18 protein-coding genes are annotated in these 17,628 nt (G+C 53.5%); 10 read left to right on the top strand and 8 right to left on the bottom strand.

Annotated elements, in window-relative coordinates; all coding sequences use genetic code 11:
• Positions 1 to 10 precede the first annotated feature (10 nt).
• From F7231_RS23645 to F7231_RS23635, 3 genes are all read right to left on the bottom strand, one after another.
• Positions 11 to 1,978 carry an acetoacetate--CoA ligase gene (locus F7231_RS23645; protein ID WP_166693783.1) on the bottom strand — a complete coding sequence of 656 codons (1,968 nt, stop codon included), beginning with the start codon at positions 1,976 to 1,978 and terminating at the stop codon, positions 11 to 13.
• A 74-nt stretch (positions 1,979 to 2,052) separates the two neighbouring features.
• The gene (locus F7231_RS23640) at positions 2,053 to 2,655 is read right to left on the bottom strand and encodes a YcxB family protein (RefSeq protein ID WP_085412685.1); all 603 of its coding nucleotides are present in this window, start codon (positions 2,653 to 2,655) and stop codon (positions 2,053 to 2,055) included.
• Positions 2,656 to 2,823: 168 nt separating this feature from the next.
• Positions 2,824 to 3,246, bottom strand: a complete 423-nt coding sequence (locus tag F7231_RS23635) for a DUF4783 domain-containing protein (RefSeq protein ID WP_085412684.1) — start codon at positions 3,244 to 3,246, stop codon at positions 2,824 to 2,826.
• Positions 3,247 to 3,376: 130 nt separating this feature from the next.
• Here F7231_RS23635 and F7231_RS23630 point away from each other — a divergent pair, with 130 nt between their 5' ends.
• Together F7231_RS23630 and F7231_RS23625 are read left to right on the top strand one after the other, a co-directional pair.
• Complete coding sequence (locus tag F7231_RS23630; protein WP_085412683.1) at positions 3,377 to 3,880, top strand: phosphoribosyltransferase family protein; 504 nt, start codon at positions 3,377 to 3,379, stop codon at positions 3,878 to 3,880.
• Positions 3,881 to 3,887: 7 nt separating this feature from the next.
• Entirely contained in the window at positions 3,888 to 4,847 is a 960-nt protein-coding gene (locus F7231_RS23625) for an esterase-like activity of phytase family protein (RefSeq protein WP_166693782.1), read from the top strand.
• Positions 4,848 to 4,914: 67 nt separating this feature from the next.
• On the opposite strand, the gene F7231_RS23620 is transcribed toward F7231_RS23625, so the two are convergent.
• Positions 4,915 to 5,217: a DUF4286 family protein gene (locus F7231_RS23620; protein WP_085412681.1), complete on the bottom strand. Its 303-nt coding sequence runs from the start codon at positions 5,215 to 5,217 to the stop codon at positions 4,915 to 4,917.
• 78 nt (positions 5,218 to 5,295) lie between these two features.
• Between F7231_RS23620 and F7231_RS23615 the strand changes: the two genes are divergently transcribed.
• Complete coding sequence (locus F7231_RS23615) at positions 5,296 to 5,730, top strand: cytochrome B (RefSeq protein WP_166693781.1); 435 nt, start codon at positions 5,296 to 5,298, stop codon at positions 5,728 to 5,730.
• A 187-nt stretch (positions 5,731 to 5,917) separates the two neighbouring features.
• A complete protein-coding gene (locus tag F7231_RS23610) occupies positions 5,918 to 7,990 on the top strand; it encodes an IPT/TIG domain-containing protein (protein WP_166693780.1) in 2,073 nt (690 codons plus the stop codon).
• A gap of 67 nt (positions 7,991 to 8,057) precedes the next feature.
• On the opposite strand, the gene F7231_RS23605 is transcribed toward F7231_RS23610, so the two are convergent.
• Positions 8,058 to 9,461 carry a vanadium-dependent haloperoxidase gene (locus F7231_RS23605; protein ID WP_166693779.1) on the bottom strand — a complete coding sequence of 468 codons (1,404 nt, stop codon included), beginning with the start codon at positions 9,459 to 9,461 and terminating at the stop codon, positions 8,058 to 8,060.
• Positions 9,462 to 9,668: 207 nt separating this feature from the next.
• Between F7231_RS23605 and F7231_RS23600 the strand changes: the two genes are divergently transcribed.
• From F7231_RS23600 to F7231_RS23590, 3 genes are all read left to right on the top strand, one after another.
• Positions 9,669 to 10,628, top strand: a complete 960-nt coding sequence (locus F7231_RS23600; protein ID WP_166693778.1) for an alpha/beta hydrolase — start codon at positions 9,669 to 9,671, stop codon at positions 10,626 to 10,628.
• Between the two features lie 125 nt (positions 10,629 to 10,753).
• Complete coding sequence (locus tag F7231_RS23595) at positions 10,754 to 11,521, top strand: type III pantothenate kinase (RefSeq protein WP_085412676.1); 768 nt, start codon at positions 10,754 to 10,756, stop codon at positions 11,519 to 11,521.
• Positions 11,522 to 11,876: 355 nt separating this feature from the next.
• Positions 11,877 to 12,527 carry a hypothetical protein gene (locus F7231_RS23590; protein WP_085412675.1) on the top strand — a complete coding sequence of 217 codons (651 nt, stop codon included), beginning with the start codon at positions 11,877 to 11,879 and terminating at the stop codon, positions 12,525 to 12,527.
• 9 nt (positions 12,528 to 12,536) lie between these two features.
• Here the strand turns inward: F7231_RS23590 and F7231_RS23585 are convergent, their stop codons facing one another.
• The 3 genes from F7231_RS23585 to mazG form a co-directional block, all read right to left on the bottom strand.
• The gene (locus F7231_RS23585) at positions 12,537 to 12,740 is read right to left on the bottom strand and encodes a type II toxin-antitoxin system antitoxin (protein ID WP_085412674.1); all 204 of its coding nucleotides are present in this window, start codon (positions 12,738 to 12,740) and stop codon (positions 12,537 to 12,539) included.
• A gap of 78 nt (positions 12,741 to 12,818) precedes the next feature.
• A complete protein-coding gene (locus F7231_RS23580; RefSeq protein WP_085412673.1) occupies positions 12,819 to 13,679 on the bottom strand; it encodes an SPFH domain-containing protein in 861 nt (286 codons plus the stop codon).
• 145 nt (positions 13,680 to 13,824) lie between these two features.
• A complete protein-coding gene (gene mazG / locus F7231_RS23575) occupies positions 13,825 to 14,649 on the bottom strand; it encodes a nucleoside triphosphate pyrophosphohydrolase (protein ID WP_085412672.1) in 825 nt (274 codons plus the stop codon).
• A gap of 125 nt (positions 14,650 to 14,774) precedes the next feature.
• Between mazG and F7231_RS23570 the strand changes: the two genes are divergently transcribed.
• The 3 genes from F7231_RS23570 (at position 14,775) to F7231_RS23560 (ending at position 17,579) form a co-directional block, all read left to right on the top strand.
• Positions 14,775 to 16,016 (top strand): MFS transporter, encoded by a 1,242-nt coding sequence (locus F7231_RS23570; RefSeq protein ID WP_166693777.1) that lies wholly within the window; start codon positions 14,775 to 14,777, stop codon positions 16,014 to 16,016.
• Positions 16,017 to 16,390: 374 nt separating this feature from the next.
• Complete coding sequence (locus tag F7231_RS23565; RefSeq protein WP_166693776.1) at positions 16,391 to 16,645, top strand: ACT domain-containing protein; 255 nt, start codon at positions 16,391 to 16,393, stop codon at positions 16,643 to 16,645.
• Between the two features lie 4 nt (positions 16,646 to 16,649).
• Positions 16,650 to 17,579: a DUF1684 domain-containing protein gene (locus tag F7231_RS23560; RefSeq protein WP_166693775.1), complete on the top strand. Its 930-nt coding sequence runs from the start codon at positions 16,650 to 16,652 to the stop codon at positions 17,577 to 17,579.
• Positions 17,580 to 17,628: the final 49 nt, after the last annotated feature.

Raw genomic sequence — 17,628 nt, 5'->3', positions numbered from 1 at the left:
TCACGCACCGTCAAATATGTTCAAAGGCTGCCAGCGAACCGGGGTTGCGCATGGTATCGGGACTGGCAACGCGATCGGCCTGCTGGCCCATGAGGATCTTTTTCACCGGCGTTTCCATCTTCTTCCCACTGATTGTGTACGGCACCTCGTCGACGGGGTGAATACTGTCGGGTACGTGCCGGGGACTGTACTGCGTACGCAACGTTTGCTTGATCCGTTTGGTCAGTTCGTCGGTCAGTGTATATCCCTGACGAAGCACCACAAACAGCGGCATGCGATACGTGCCATCGGGCAACTCGATACCGACAACCAGGCTATCGGCAATTTCGGGTAAACTCTCTACGGCTGAATAGATTTCAGCCGTACCAATGCGCACACCATCGCGGTTGAGCGTCGCGTCTGACCGGCCGTAAATCACAACGCTGCCCCGATCGGTGATCTTGATCCAATCGCCGTGCCGCCAGGTATCAGGGTCGTTTTCGAAATAGCTGCTCCGGTACCGCTCGTTATTCGGGTCGTTCCAGAAGTAGATGGGCATAGACGGCATCGGCTCCAGGATCATCATTTCGCCCAGTGCCTCGCGCACCGGTTCACCCTGCTCGTCATACGCTTCGACCTTGCAACCCAGCAACCGACATTGGATTTCGCCCGCCACCACCGGCGCCATCGGATTACCGCCCACAAAACCGCTGCACACGTCAGTGCCGCCGCTAAACGAGATCAGCCATACATCGGAGCGAACCGACTCGTACACCCAGCGAAAACCCTCGGGCGGCAGCGGCGAGCCCGTTGCGCCAATACTGCGTAGTGAGCGTAGCCCCATCGATGAACCAGGCGTCATACCTGCCCGCATGCAGGCCAGGAAGTAGGCTGCTCCACCACCGAAATGCGTGATCTGGGCCTGGTCGATGAGTTGCCAGAGGCGGTTCATATCGGGGTAAGCCGGCGACCCTTCGTACAACACCAGCGTGGCACCCACCAGCAACGAAGCCACCGAGAAATTCCACATCATCCAGCCCGTAGTTGAGTACCAGAAGTACCGCTCACCAGCGCGTACATCCTGGTGCAGAGCCAGCGTTTTCAGATGCTCGATCAGGCAACCGCCCACGCTGTGGGTAATGGCTTTGGGCTTCCCCGTTGTACCCGACGAAAAAAGCACCCACATAGGGTGGTCGAACGGAACAGGCTCAAAAGTAAGGTCAGTAAATGGCGTTTTAAGCACCTCATCCCATACCAGTACCCCATTGGGTACCTGCGCCGTTGGCGACAGAAAAGGCACCCATATTACCTGCTTAAGCGTAGGAAGCCCCAACCGCAACGTAGCCAGATCGGCGGATTTGTCTACCGCTTTTCCATTGTAGGTGTAGCCGTCGGCCATAATCAGCACTTTCGGTTCAATCTGACGGAAACGGTCCAGCACACTGGCGGTACCAAAATCAGGCGAGCAACTCGACCACACGGCACCGAGCGACTGCGTGGCCAGAAAGCCAATGACAGCCTCGGGTACGTTGGGTAGCAGCGCTACCACCCGATCGCCAACGCCGACGCCCTGCTGGCGCAAAAACTGCGCCAGTGCCCCAACCTGATGTGCCAGTTCGGACCAGGATAGGCTGCGTAGCCGATTTTTTTCTGAGGCAAACAATAGCGCCGGCGTCTGGCTGGTCGCATTCCGGAAAATATGTTCGGCGTAATTGACGGTGGCTCCGGTAAACCAGCGCGTGCCAATCATGCCATATCGTGGGCGATCGATCACCTGCTGGTAGGGCGTATGAAACTGCACCTCAAAATAACTGGCGATGGCCTCCCAGAAATCGTCGAGATTAACAACCGACCAGTTCCACAGATCGTCGTAGTTGCGCAGGTACAGGCCGTGTTTAACAAACAGGTAATCGATAAACTGTTTAAGCCTGGACTGTTGCTGAAATCGGGCACTTGGGGTCCAGATGGGCCCGGTGGGCGAGTCGAAAGGTTGGATCATGGCAAAAAAGAAACGGGCTTCAGCGCTCCTTGAAAGGTAACGCCGAAGCCCGTTCGGTTCGCGTACGGAAGCGATTATTTGACCTCCTTAGCTTCCTTTACTTCTTTGGTTTCGTCGGCAGCCAGCAGGCCTTTCCGACGGAGCAGCAAGTCCATGAACCGCTGATCGCTTTCGCTGGTAAAGATGGAGAAGGGCAGATATAAGAACTGCGCCCGACCCATCTGGCTGGCCAGGTACTTCATGAATGGGTTCATGGCGGGTGTGTTGGCGCCATCCAGCCCATTACCTAGCTGAAGTATGTAAGCGTTTTTATCTTTGACGGCGGCCTTGATCATATCCCATTTCAACATGCCGCCTTCCTTGGCGTTCAGCTTCATCATGATATGCCGGCTGTCGATCTCGTAGACGTACTTCTCGAACATTGGTTTGAACTGCTCCGACTGCGAAACGCCCGTGAACTGCACTGCCCAGAACAGTACATAAATGATTGTCAGCAAGATAACGACAACATAAATCCAGTAGTTGGGATAAACTCCCGTCAGGTTCAGGATGGCATTGATCAGAATCAGAGCCAGCGGTACGCCGCTCCACAGCCAATTGTCACGTACCCACTGCCGAATAGCTAAGTTGATGTACGTCTTTTGATCTAAAGCGTATTTTTTTGTTTTAATGGTCATTGTGAACTTCCATAAAGAAAGTACAAAGATAGGGGGAGGAAATCGGAAAAAGTGAGGAAGTTCTATGTCTGAAAGAACCGTTTTGAAGCTACTTACACCAGCCTGTTCTATCCGGTCAGCTAATAGGTCATTTTCTACCCCCTGGACAAATGACTTTCCAGGCTACTTTTATTCATTGACCTGAATAGAATGAATACGGTAATGACCGGGTGTAGCCTGTCGCATCAATACGCTTACATGAAATGCGCGGGAGCCTGACCAGTATGTGCCGGTAGCATACCGCAAATGTGCCGTACTACCCTGATCAGCGGTTTGAAATCGAACGGGCGGATACTTTTTAAAGAAAGAACGCATGATAACCTCGGCCTGATTAGCCCGAACAGAGGGGAAGTCTACTCCTACCGGGTCTATTCGCAACTCAAGATCTGTATCGAAAAAAGCAGCTAACTGATGCGCCTCACCCAATTTTATCGATACGCCAATGGCTTGCGTAGGGTCTGCTGTGTTGGTAAAACACGACAGTGTAGTCCAGAGAATTCCAATAAGCAAACCGATCGATTTTGCTTTTAAAAACATAAAAATTCGATTCATTTTAGTAACGTACTAGCCGGATGGGTATATACATATTGGCGAAAACTGTGCCAATTAGCCTGCACCAAACCATGATAAATTCCTCATTTTTGTACTCTTATTTTCGCCCGGTTTGGCCGGGTCTTTGCTAATGAATCCCACACAAATTCTTTCGGCCGATCAGATCCGCCAAAAAATCCGTCGCATCGCCAGCCAACTGTATGAAACCAACTTCGATGAGGCGGCCCTGGTATTGGCTGGCGTAGCCGGCGAAGGCTACGAACTGGCCCGACGACTCGCTGACGAACTCAAGCAGATTGCGCCTTTTACAGTTACGCTGGTTCAAATTGATCTCGACAAAGCGCAGAAAGCCCAGCCCGTTATTGCGTTACCCGGCGGCTCAGGTACGTATACCGACCGTGTAGTGGTGCTGATCGACGATGTGCTGTACTCAGGTCGAACGCTGGCTTTCAGCCTGCAGCCTTTTCTATCGGTACCCGTCCGTAAAATTCAGGTGGCAGTGCTCGTCAACCGCAATCACCCACGTTACCCGATTGCCGCTGATTTTATTGGCCTTGAGTTGGCAACTACGCTCAATGAACACGTAGAGGTGATTCTGAGCGACCCCGCTCGTGAAGGGGTATACCTCCAATAACCTGACAATGACATTCTTTTTTCGAACAGTCGGCGTTGTCGTCTGGCTGCTTTTACTAAGCTGGCAGTACAGCCAGGGTCAGGTATTTCGGCTCGATACAACGGTATATCTCCCTAAAGAGGCTGGTCTGCACACCATCTCTGGCATCGAGTTTGTCAAAACTGCCGGCGAGTGGCAACTGGTAGGCGACCGGGGCGATCAGTGGCACGTTTCTGATCTACGTCGCTACGAACAGGCGGTGCGTGGCCCCGAAACAGGCCTTCAGTTAGAGGCCCTGCGGTATGATGCCGCCAGCCACACCTATTTCGGCACAGTAGAAGGCAACAATACGGAAGGAAGCTACGCTTTTTTTTGCCGCGACTCGCTGCCCCGTGTTGGTCAACCGGCAAGGCTCACCGTGTTTGACCGACTTACACCGCTGCCTTTCGACAATAAAGGAATTGAAGGCCTGGCACTGGGCACCGACTCAACGGTTTGGCTGGCTCCTGAAGCGGGCTGGACTTCTGCCGACAGCGCCCAGGCAACCGTACAGTTCTACCGGTATACCTGGTCAGGTACGTCATTGGAGGCAAAGAAAGCCTTTGCCTACCCCCGCGACCGAATGCCCCAACTCCCCTCTTCCGAGCGGTTCGGCGGTATTTCGGAGTTACTCTGGGCGGGAAAAAACCGGTTGCTGGTTCTGGAACGGTTTTACGACAGCCGCCGCGACAGTTCATTCGCCAAACTCTACGAAGTAACGTTTGCCGAAGAAAATCCGGCACTGGTACCCGTGAAAACGCTGGTCTTCGACTTCAACACGATGCTCAACGGAAACCGGATCGATAACCTGGAAGGAATGGCCTGGATGCCACCCCGGGGCGGGCAGCGGAGTCTGGTTGTTATTTCTGACGATAACGGGGGCGTGTGCCCACGGGCCAATGGCAAAAAATGCCAGCAAACCCAACTCATTTACCTGAGCCGGGAGTAAACGCGGCTTCGGCCAGATGCACAGTGCGCCACTGGCAAAGCCACGTCTATTTTCGCTTTTTTGTTCGTTAGATTTCCTCCAGCAGGGTACGGAAAGAAACGTATTTATTGGCATACCTGTCGGCTACCTGTTGTTGCAGGGCGGGCTGGTACAGGCTTTGGTACGTAACGAAATCTTCCATGGTCTGAAACCAGTACTGAAACGTGTAGGTAGCGCCGCCGTTTTCTATCTCGGTCAGTAACTTCAGCGCATTGTTTTGCATGGTCAGGCCCGTAGCTACCACGGCAGGTACGTGTTCGTCTTTCATCCAGCGAAGCCACTCGCGCTCAATCTGCTGGTCGATGTTGTACGTAATGTTGTAAAGAATCATTGAATCTTGGGCAGTTGAGGCATGAATCAGCCGTTTGTCTGTTTCTTTGCACCAACATTAATTTGATAAACCTACACTATGTATACCGGATTAGTTCATGCCCACTCAGGGCTTCGCTGGGTCGCGCTACTCTTGTTAGTAGCCTCCGTTTTTGTGGCAATCAGCCGCTGGATGGGCAACAAATCGTTCACCGATGGAAATCGCAAATTATACCTGTTCACATTGATCTCGGTGCACATTCAGTTGGTACTTGGCCTGATTCTCTACTTTATTAGCCCAAAGGTTGATTTTGGCGGTATGAGCAATCGTGTTGTCCGGTTTTATACCGTAGAGCATATCAGCATAATGCTGGTAGCGATTATTGCGATCACCATTGGGTATTCACGCTCGAAGCGGGCTACCAATGATACCCAGAAGCACCGCCTGGTGGGTATTCTGTACGGTATTGGTCTGGCGCTTATTCTGGCGGGTATCCCCTGGGCCTTCCGCAATCTGGGCGCAACTAATTTCTAGCATTCTGTCGGTAGCTTTCGCCTCACCGGCAACATAAATGGCTCTACTACAGCGCAATAACCTGCTATAGTAGAGCCATTTATGTTGTCGATGAAGGGCGTGAATAAGGTATATTATTATCCACTATTCATTCAGATTTCCAGTGGCCAAGGTGCTAAATTTGTAGGTGCTATATACTAGGGCGTAGATGAGAGACAATGTACGAATAAGGGGCCTGTGGAAGTTTGTCATGGGTATATCGTTGGTAGTGATGGCCCTGGGGTGCAAAGTCGAACGATTTCCACCGGAACTATGGAGTGTTACACCCAACCGCTTCGCCATTGGCCGATCGGTTGAATTGAAAGGAGCCCAGTTTGGCGATCAGCCGATTGTTACATTCGGGCGGGCCGAAACAGCCGTTCAGGCGCTGGTCAGAACCAGTTCAGACGGTACGCTGCTGGTAGAAGTACCCCGCATTACTCCCGGCCCCACGCAGGTACAGGTAGCCAACAGCCAGGGCATGACCCCGCCCCTGAGCTTCACGGTGCTGCAACCTCAGCCAACCGTAAATACCATCCTGCCCACCAATTCGGCGCCGGGCACCACCATCCGCATCACCGGCGAAAACCTGGACCGACTGGAAAGCGTCCGGTTCGATACGACCCGGGCCGCTTCCTTTACGGTGGTTTCCCCCACCGACGTGCTGGTGGCTATCTCGCCCCAGCAGGCACGCGGGTTCGTAATGATGCGGATCATAACCGAAGGCGGGGCTGCCAACGCCGTACCGTTTCTGGTTGCCGGGACTCCCGAAATCACTGGGTTTACACCCAAACGTACCCGGGCTGGACAGGAGATTGTTGTGACAGGCCGCTACCTGACCGATGGTCTGTTGCGCATCAACCGCGCCACTCCCGACCCGGCCACCACCCGCATTACCGATACGGAGATACGGGCTATCATTCCGGCCGACGCTACGTCGGGTCGTATCAGCGTCACCGTTTTCGATCGGCTGACTGGCCTCAGCGCCGATAGCATCTACATAGCCAATGCACCGGCCATTACCACCAACCCTAATCCGGGCGAGGGTATTACCGGCGATAAGGTACTGTTGACGGGACTGAATTTCAGGGATGTCACCAGTGTTCTGTTTGGCAACACCGCCGCTCAATTCCGGATACTGAATGACAACCAGATCGAAGCGACCGTACCGGCCCGAAGCCAGTCGGGCAATACGATCGTCAGTGTAACCGGCCTGGGGGGTACTACAAGTGCTACGCAGCCATTTGTATATATTCTACCGCCAGCCAACCTGGTGTTTACGCCTTTGCGGCGAGGCATCAATAAACTGGTTTCGGTAACCGGCCAGAACCTGCTTCGCATTCAACAAATTACACTGAACGGGAAACCCCTCGCTATTCATACGCGTACTGAAGGCGTCGATTTTCAGTTTTTTGTGCCTGCCGATGCCACCACAGGCGTCATCACGGCCACTAACCGGGCAGGTACGGCTACCTCTGTTCGCTCATTGACCGTGGTGCAGGCCCCCGTAGTGACAGATTACCCGCGGCGCTGGCCCGCTGGAGGACGACTGATTATCAAGGGCAACTGGCTCCGCGACGCCGTAGTTCAGTTTGCGGGTGCGGCTAACCCCGCCTCCAACGACGGGCGGAATGAAGATACCGAGATCTGGGTACGTGTACCTGATGATACGCAGATTGGTCAGTTCACTTTGACCACCGATTCGCCTACGGCCTTTACCTCCGATCTGTTCACACCGATCCGTCCTGTATCGGGCGTTGTGTTTACCCCTACCAAGGGACGCGTCGGAGATGAACTCACCGTAACCGGCCAGTTTCTAGAAGATGTAACTGATGTGCGTTTTAGCGGTGGCGCGTCACTGGCGGCTTCGTTTCAGCGGCTGGGCAACGGGCAAATGAAAGTAATTGTGCCCGCCAACGCAGTCGATGGAACGCTGTGCTTCACCAACCCGGCCGGTTTTGCCTGTACCACCACCCTTTTCAATGTACAGCGGCTAGTGGCAGGGGTAGCCTTCATACCCAAAACCGCTAAAGTGGGCACTGATGTCACGTTTACCGGCCAGAACCTGGCCGACGTGGTGGAGGTTCGGTTCAGCGGCGGACTCTCCACCCCAGCCCGTTTCCGAATCGTGGGAACCACCCTTATTGCCACTATCCCTGCCGATGCAGTCAGCGGAACCATCTGCCTCACGACTGATTCAGGTACCGTCTGCACAGCTGAATCCTTCGTGATAACCAAGTAAACCAGTTTTATAAAAAAAGGCTCGCCATGTTTATGGCGAGCCTTTTTTTGGGTAGGTACGTGCCAGATTATTGAATGCGTTTCCAGCGAAGGGCATTTATATTCTGGCCAATCGACCGGCCTTCCCGCAAGCCTACTTCGTTATCTTGGCGGGTATGAATACCACCCAAAATCCGCGAGAACCCCGACTCTTCGGCGGCTTCCCAGAATGACCGGAATGTGCGGGCCTTGAAGTCTACATTACGCTTCGCGTCCCGAACCCGACCAACGTGCGAATCGTCTGTGAACGTGTACGACGAACCGTATAGATCGGTCAATACAATGGCGGCGGCTGCCGACTGGGTAGAGTGCCCCGAAGCAAAGCCCGGGAAAGGCGGCGCAGGCCAGAAAGGCACCCAATTGGGGTCGATGGCACGGCGTACAAACGTGTAGGGTCGCTCGTTGTTATAAACGTATTTGCACTTCCAGCAAGCTATGAACGCATCGGTGACGGCAATGCCCACGCGGGCAAAGGTTTCGGCCGCTTTGGCCAGATTAGCCTTGTCATTTTTCACTGCAATACGAGCCAGATTGTAGGAGTGACCGGGGGGCGTAAAGGTCTCACTTGGATCGTCGGCCCACCAGACGGCCACCTCTTTTTCGGCCTGAGATAAGCTGATATTCTTGGCGTATACCTCTAGGTACTGAGCGAAATATTGCGACGTTACCTGGGTAGATATAGGCAGTGGCACTGGCAATGGCTGGGCCGATGTACTGGCTAGCATGGTACGATTTTTGCCCCAATAGGGCTGCATGGGAATCACCCGGCCATTCTCAGTTGGGCGCCACGTGCCAGCCTCGGTCGTCGTCACAAAGTCAGCCGGGAAGTTTCGGTTATAGCCTTCATGCCCGCCATCCGTTTTCGACCACTCGAAGATCGCACTGGCAACGCTTTTTCCATAGGCGGCCGAACGCTCACTCACAGCAGCATCGGTACTTTTAAACTGATTGTACAGCACCATCTCCAGCGAATCGATCTTGTTTTTGTAAACGGCCGACGTGTTGGCGAACAACCCCCGGAGTATTTCGGCTTCGGCGGCGTTGGCACTCAGCGCCCAGTTATACGACACTCCGGCTTGAGTAGCGGGTAGTGGGTTCAGGCCCTGCAACTGGCCAGCCATCGACTGATTGCCAGGCATTCCGGCTACCAGTGATTCATACATGGCCAAACCCGCATAGCTAAACGTTCGCGAGGCAACGGGGGGCGTCTGACCGGGGCTATTCCGGATCAACCGCAGGTGCATATCGCTCCATTGAAGTGCCACCTCGTTACTATAGGTGTCGGCGGTGTTGGTTTGAGGAGCTACTGCCGACTGTTCATCCATGGGGCGGCAGGCTTGCAGCGAGACGACAGTCAGCAACGCCAAAAAACTGTGCCGAATCGGCGTTTTGTGGCGCGAGTAACCTATAGAAGGCAGTACAGATAGTGACATAAAGCGTTTGGCATAATGAGTAGTTTCTTAATCAAGAGGCAGTTACTTACCGATTTCGTTACAAAAACACTGCCAATCTGTGACGCTGCGCTTTTCATATGTTCAGTACCTTCATGTCGCCACTCTTTTATCTGAATGTTGCCGTCAATCCGTTAATTTTCGCCTCATTAACACAGCAAATAGCCCCACGTCTTCGATCACTCGTTTATGCACGTTCGTTCGCTTAGTATCGGTTTACTGATCCTGCTGTGCTTAGGCACTGCTGCTCAGGGCCAAAGCCGCCGCCGGTTGAACACTTCACAGCCGGTGCCCACTACCAATGCGCCGCTGCCAGTGATGATGGCCCCGCAGGCCCACTTGCTTGAAGGGCTCACCATGAATAGTTCGCTCCTGAATCGGGGCGTGCGGTATTCGATCTATCTCCCCCCCGATTATTACGTCTCGAACCGCCGCTACCCGGTGGTGTACCTGCTCCACGGCTACACCGACGATGAGACCGGATGGACGCAGTTTGGCGAGGCCGATCGGCTGATCGACGCGGGCATTAAGGCAGGTACGTTGCCACCTATGATTGTGGTGATGCCCGACGGCGGGGTAACGTGGTACATGAATGATTACCTGAACAAGACCCGCTACGAGGACATGTTTGTGACGGAACTCATTCCGCATATCGACTCGATGTACCGGACCCGCACCAAACGTGAGTTCCGGGGCATATCAGGCCTCTCGATGGGCGGTCATGGCTCGCTTCTGCTGTCCATGCACCACCCCGACCTGTTTGGCTCCTGCGCCGCCCTAAGCGCGGCCGTCTTCACCGACGAAACCCTGAAAACCATGCCCGACGAGCAGTACGATAAAACGTTTAGCTTCCTGTTCAGTGGTGCGGTAAAAGGCGAAGAACGGCTAACGGCCCACTATAAACGCAACAGCCCCCTCACGCTGGCGGCATCGGCTCCGGAAGGTGACCTGAAGAAAGTGCGTTGGTACCTGGATTGCGGTGATGATGATTTTCTATCGTCGGCCAACGCTCAACTGCACATTACGCTGACCAACCGCAAAGTCCAGCACGAGTACCGCGTTCGTAATGGCGCCCATACCTGGACCTACTGGCGAACCGGCCTGACAGACGCCCTTCAGTTCATCGGCACACAATTTCACCAACAATAGAGCTGGGTTTAGTTTTCGGTTTGGTGGTTATGGGTTGATGTAGCGCTGCTACGGCGCCATCTGGTCGGTTAGCAACGCCACGTCAAACTACAAACATCAAACCAACTCCGGCAAGCTACACATTCATGACCCTTACCCTCGATATTGGCAACTCCGATGTGGTGTTTGGCCTCTATAGCGATGATACCTGGCTCCACATCTGGCGGACCCCCAGTTCGCCCATGCAACCGGCAGCCTTTTATCAGCGTAAACTTCGGCTGTGGCTGCTGGAAGCCAACCTCACACTCAGTCAGATTACGCAGGCGACCATCAGCAGTGTGGTGCCAGCGCTGACAGCCAATGTTCGGGAGGCGGTAGGCGATCTGTTCGCTATTGAGCCCGTTGTTGTTAGTCCATCCGTTTACGATCAACTGCCAGTTACGGTATTGCGTCCTCAGGAAATTGGCACCGATCTGGTGGCCAATGCCGTAGCGGCGCATACCCGGTTTCAGGAGCCCTGCGTTATCGTTGATTTTGGTACGGCTCTCACCTTCACCACGGTGGGCGGCGATGGGCAAATTCTGGGTGTTGCCATTGCACCCGGCCTTAAAACGGCCATTCGGTCCTTGTTTGCCAATACAGCGCAGCTTCCCGAAGTACCAATTGAACTGCCGACGTCAGCACTGGGCCAGAATACGGTTCATGCCATTCAGGCGGGGGTGGTGATGGGCTATGAAGGCCTCGTCCGCAGCCTGATCGGCCGGATTCGGGCTGAGTTGGGCGGCACGTGCCTGGCTGTGGCAACGGGTGGCCTGTCAAAAGCGATTCCTTCCCTGCATGACGAGTTTGTGGATGTGGTTCCCTCGCTCACCCTCGACGGTATCCGCCTGATTGGTGAGTATGCCCGTCGCTGAAAAATTGCCTCTCTCAGGTACGTTAATGTGTAGACAAGCTTCCTCATCTGACTGTTGATCAGGCTGCTACACAATTAGCAGCTATAAACTGAGGAAACGGTTCACGCCCGTTTATCATTTAGACAGACAGCCATATGTAGCTCAAAACCGGGTAGATGACCAAATTTTATAGGCCACCTACCCGGTTTTCCGATCATATTATTGTTTATACATATAGAAACAACTTAGCGAATGACCGCGCAAACATGATCAGTTGGTAACTGGCATGATCTTCTAACAGATTTGGCTATACCCGCCCTACCGGTGTGCCTTTGGTAGCGACGGTGGGCTAATTCAAACGGGTTTATCCAACGCTATGAAAAAGTTGTTATTTGCCTTTCTGATCGTGGTGGCTGTCACCGCCGAATTACTGGCCGCCCAGCCAGTCTGGAACAACGGATACGTTATACTGGCCGACGGGCGTAAGCTGGAAGGTCAGGTCAATTACAACTGGAAAGCAGAGGTTGTGCAGGTCAAAATGCCTAACGGCCTTGTCAGAGCTTTCTCGGCTGGCCATGCCGCTACGTTTGTTTATTACGATACTACGCAGCAGCTTCTCCGTTTTTTCTCATCCGTTAATCTGCCCGACTCGCGCCAGGTGTTGAAGCCAATTTTTATGGAGGAAGTGACTACCGGTTCGCTTTCGGTGTATCGGCGGCTACGGCATACTCGTGAGTTTATAAAGTTGTTGCGCCCATCTATATACGGAGACGATACCGAACTGATTAAAGAAATTGACAATTTTACCTATCTGGTCATTAATACCGAAGGCGATGTAGTTGACCTGAATGCGTTTAACCAAACCCTGTGGCCAGCTATGATTGCTTACCAGAACGAGTTAAGCCAGTACATCAGAAGCCGCGAAATGGACGCCTCATCGACGTTATCGCGGCTCTTAATTATTAACCAGTACAACTACCTGCTTGCGCAAAAGACGCAGGCAGTGCAGACAGTATCCGGCGAGTAAAGCGAGCGGTTAGGCTGTGAGAGTTGAGTCGTCGGATGGCTCATCGGCGTTATCAGCCGTATTTCTTCGGGTACGTCGCCGTTTCTTCAGCGCCTCGTTGAGCAGGTACTCGATCTGCCCGTTCACGCTCCGAAACTCGTCTTGTGCCCACCGTTCCAGTTCAACCAACATCTCGGGGCTGAGCCGCAACAAAAATCCTTTTTTTTCCGACATAGGCTGGCTGAATGAGTGGCAGGTCTCCCTGCTGGTAGTCGGTGTAGACTGATTACCAGCGGGGAGACCTGCCCTATTTTAATAGATCGACCCGGCATTTACCACGGGGTTAACGCTTTTCTCGGCGCAGAGGACAACCAGCAAGTTACTCACCATGGCGGCTTTGCGCTCTTCGTCGAGATGCACTACGTCTTTCTCAGCTAATCGGGCAAGGGCCATTTCAACCATCCCAACGGCCCCTTCCACAATTTGCTTGCGGGCAGCAACGACTGCCGTTGCCTGTTGCCGCTGTAGCATAGCGCCAGCAATTTCGGGCGAATAGGCCAGGTGACTGATGCGCGCTTCGTGCACTTCCACACCCGCACGGGCCAGCCGTTCGTTCAGTTGCTCTTCCAAGTATTCGTTGATCTGACCCGTACTATCGCGCAGCGTGATCGATGACGTTTCGTCTTCCATATGGTCGTAGGCGTAGGAGCCGGCCAGACTCCGTACAGCGGCCTCGGCCTGGATCTGCACAAACTGCACGTAACTGTCGACATCGTACAGCGCCTTGGCCGTATCGACCACACGCCAGACCACCACGGCGGCAATTTCAATGGGGTTACCCATTTTATCGTTCACCTTCAGCGTCTGGCCGTTCAGGTTACGCGCGCGCAGGCTGATTCCCTCAGTCTTGTAGAGTGGGTTGATCCAGAGCAGGCCGGTTTTCTTCAACGTACCCACATAGTCGCCGAAGAACGTAGCGGCCACCCCCTGATTGGGATAAACAATGCACAGCCCCTTGAAAATAAACACCGCAGCCAGTAGCAACAGTACGGGCAGAACAAGGCCGCCGCCCTCATTCAGGTGCGTGATGAGGTAAACGCCCAGGGCAGCGCAGGCAAGGGCTACAACCAGAAATACATAGCCGGATATCGAGGTAATACTTTTCTCATTCATACGTTTGATATGCTATCGTTTTGATAGCACAATGATACTGGTACAAATAAAACAACCCGCTGATTTATAGACCAGCGGGTTGTTTTATTTGTAAGCGGTAAACGCCTGATAACGAACGGAACAGGCACGTGCTGGCGGGCGTTGGTTACAGTACCGTTTTTGCTTCATTCCAGTACACGTCCATTTCGGCCAGGGTCATTTCATGCAGTGCCTGGCCGTTGGCGCGGGCCCGCTCTTCGAGATACTGGAATCGATTAATGAACTTCTTGTTAGTCCGCTCCAGCGCCGTTTCCGGATTAATATCAATGAAGCGGGCGTAGTTGACGAGTGAGAACAACAGGTCGCCAAATTCACCTTCGGCGCGCTGAGCGTCGATTGGTTCGCCTTTGTCGGCGTTGAATTCGGCTTTGAACTCCTGCATCTCCTCTTCCACTTTCAGCCAAACCTGCTCTTTTTCGTCCCAATCGAAACCGGCACCGCGGGCTTTTTCCTGAATACGCATGGCCTTTACCAGGGCGGGCAATGACTGCGGCACGCCGCCCAACACCGATTTGTTGCCTTCTTTGAGCTTCAATTGCTCCCAGTTGGCTTTGACTTCCGCTTCGGTTTCGGCCACTACATCGCCGTAGATATGGGGGTGCCGGCTAACCAGTTTGTCGCAGATACCGTGCAGTACATCGGCTACATCAAAGCGGGTTGGCTCCTCGTCGGGCGCTTCCGAGCCAATCTTGCTGTAAAAGACCATATGGAGCATCAGGTCGCCAATTTCCTTTCTGATCTCGGCGCGGTCACCCTCCAGAATAGCGTCAGACAGTTCGTAGGTTTCTTCGATGGTGAGATGACGCAGGGTCTCCATCGTTTGTTTACGGTCCCAGGGACACTTTTCGCGCAAGTCGTCCATAATGGTCAGCAGGCGATCGAACGCCATCAGTTGCTGCTGGCGGCGGGGGGGCAGTTGGTCAAACGTCATGAAGTAAAGATACGGCGATTAACTTTTTGCAGTAGCGCGTAGTTGCTTTATTGGCTCATGGCAAGGAGCAACGGCTCGGCCCTGTATCCTGAGCCCCGTGCCTTTTGCTCCAAGCCCAACACCCCATGTCCCAACTCCAAAGCCCCCCGAACCGGCTTCCGCTAACTACGATCTTTTTCACCGTTTTTCTCGATGTAGTGGGTGTTGGTATTGCCACACCAACCATTACACCGCTGATGCTACGGGCCGATTCGGGGTTGCTCGCGGGTACGTATAGCATCGACGAGCGGACCATTATGCTGGGCTACCTGCTGGCTTCATTCTCTATCGCGGGTTTCTTCGGCGGCCCGTTGCTGGGTGCCCTGTCTGACCGGTATGGCCGGAAACCTATGTTGCTGTTTTCGCTGCTCCTGACACTATCTGGCTACCTCATTTTTGCCCTGGGCATTCAAACACGCAGCCTGCCGATGCTCTTTCTGAGCCGCATTGTATACGGTATCGGGGGCGGTAACATCGCCATTATTCAATCGGCCATTGCCGATGTGAGCGATACGGCTTCACGGACCAAAAACTTCGGACTAATCGGCGTTGCCTTCGGATTGGGTTTTATTGTTGGCCCAACGCTGGGTGGCGAACTGTCAAATCCCAAAACCGTATCGTGGTTCAACTTCAGCACCCCTTTCTACGCGGCGGCGCTGCTGGCTATTCTGAATATCGTGATGGTGCTGCTGGCCTTCCGTGAAACACTGGCAGCCCCCATCCGACGGCCTATTACACCGCTGACTGGTTTCCGTAACCTGGCCGAAGCATTCAGCACCCGCCGCATGCGCCTTCTGTTTGCCGGGGTGTTTTTCTACACGCTGGGCTTTAGCTTTTACACCCAGTTTTTTTCGGTGTACCTGCTCAAACGGTTCGATTTCGATCAGGTTCATATTGGCCGCTACTTCGGTTTCGTGGGGCTTTGTATCGTCATCATGCAGGGGTTGGTGGTGCGACGACTGTCGGTGCTATACACGCCGCAACAGATTCTGCGCGTTAGTGTGCTGGGACTGGCGCTGGCACTCTGGTGCTTTCTGCTGCCGCAGCAGTCGTGGCAGGTTTTTTTGATCGCCCCGCTGATGGCCTTTTTTCAGGGCCTCACTTCGCCCAATGCCACGTCGTTGGTGTCGGCCAGTGCTCAGGCTGGTGAGCAGGGAAAAATCATGGGTATCAACCAGTCGGTGCTATCGGCAGCATTTGCTACACCGCCCATCATTGCTGGTTATATCGAGACCATCAACCTGAGTTTACCACTGGTCATGGCGGGGTTGATGGCGCTACTCGGCTGGTTTTTCTTCATCCGGTTTATCCGTCAGGAAACAGTCTGAAGTCAAAAGCGGTAGGGTATCTTATAGATCCTCAGTTTCGCGTCGAAGGGATTACAGCAACGTACCTGATAAGACTGTGCAATTTGACTACTGCCCTGCCGGAGTACCTTACCTAACGTCCTCTATGTTGACAATGAATGACTTGTCTGGTTAGTCCATCGAATAAACCCTATTAGTCCCTAAACCCGATAGAGTATTTCATAAGTAACTGACAATCATTTTTTTATATTTTTCTTGCAGAAGTATTTTTTGCTTCTCAACTTTGCCAGCGAACCACAACGCACACGTCGTTCGGAACAGCTTACCCGGGTCAGTAGTTAACTGGCCTTTTCATTCAACAAATTACTCTATTAATTCTATAGACAATACATACTATGTTCCAATCGCTGACCACTCACCAATCGGTCTACCAGATTACAGGCTTCGACCGGCTCAATTTCGTAAGCGACATTGCCAATGCCATTCTGCAGGGTGAGCACTGTCGGATTATGGGTCTGTCCTTTGAAGCAAACGGGACGCTGGTAAACGGGCGGCTAACGCTGCAGGTAAGCGACGAACGGCATTTATCGCTCATCGACTTTCAATTACGGTCGGTTCGGGGATTGGTCAGCGTACAACAAACCAACTAATACAATGGACGAATTACAGCGTGAAGCAGGGCCAACAAACCCCTATGCCACCACCTTCTTCTGGATTTGGGGACTTGCTCTGGTAGGATTGGTCGGTTTCAGAACGGATACCCCCTCATACCGCGAGCAACTGGATAGCTGGCACCGGCAACGGATCGAGTCGTTGACAAGCGAAACGGGCTGGCTGAATCTGGCTGGCTTGTTCTGGTTGAAAGACGGCGACAACAAAGCAGGTACTGCTGCTGGCAATGACCTTACCCTACCGGCAGGCAAAGCGCCTACTCGGCTGGGTACGTTCCGGCTGGCAAACGGTGTAGTTCAGTTCGAGGCGGCTCCGGGCGCGGCGGTACAGGCCAACAACGAGCCGATAACCAGGCCGACCACCCTTTTTGCGCCCGAACTAACTAAGCCTGTCACACTGACCTCAGGATCATTGCGGGCGTTTGTCATCAAGCGTGGTAGCCGATATGCCCTGCGGTTACGCGACCTCCAGAGTCCATTGCCGACCGAATTTAAGGGCATAGACCGCTTCCCCGCCGACGAATCGTTTCGGGTTAAAGCCCAGTTCGAACTCTCCACCGAAGCACGGACCATCCCGATTCTGGACGTGACAGGCCAAACGGCCCAACAGCCCCTGGCTGGAACTTTGGTGTTCGACCTGGATGGAAAGACCCAGCGCCTCGACGCCATTAGCGAAGGCGACAAACTCTTTATTCTCTTCGGCGACGCCACGAACACCCACGACACCTATGGATCGGGCCGGTTTCTGTATGTCGATAAGCCGGGGGTAGACGGTCAAACCGTGATTGATTTCAACCGGAGCATCAATCCACCCTGTGCCTTTACACCATTTGCCACCTGCCCACTCCCACCAAAGCAAAATCGGCTGGCGGTGGCTGTAACGGCTGGTGAAAAACGCTACGGAACCCATTAAATCGACCAGTGCCAACAACTAGTGAACCAGTAAACAAAACACGTTCAGC

It is taken from the genome of Fibrivirga algicola (assembly GCF_011742925.1).
Classification (GTDB): Bacteria; Bacteroidota; Bacteroidia; order Cytophagales; family Spirosomataceae; genus Fibrella; species Fibrella algicola.
Note: the sequence above shows the minus strand (reverse complement) of the source record. Positions and strands in the feature narration are given on the sequence as shown.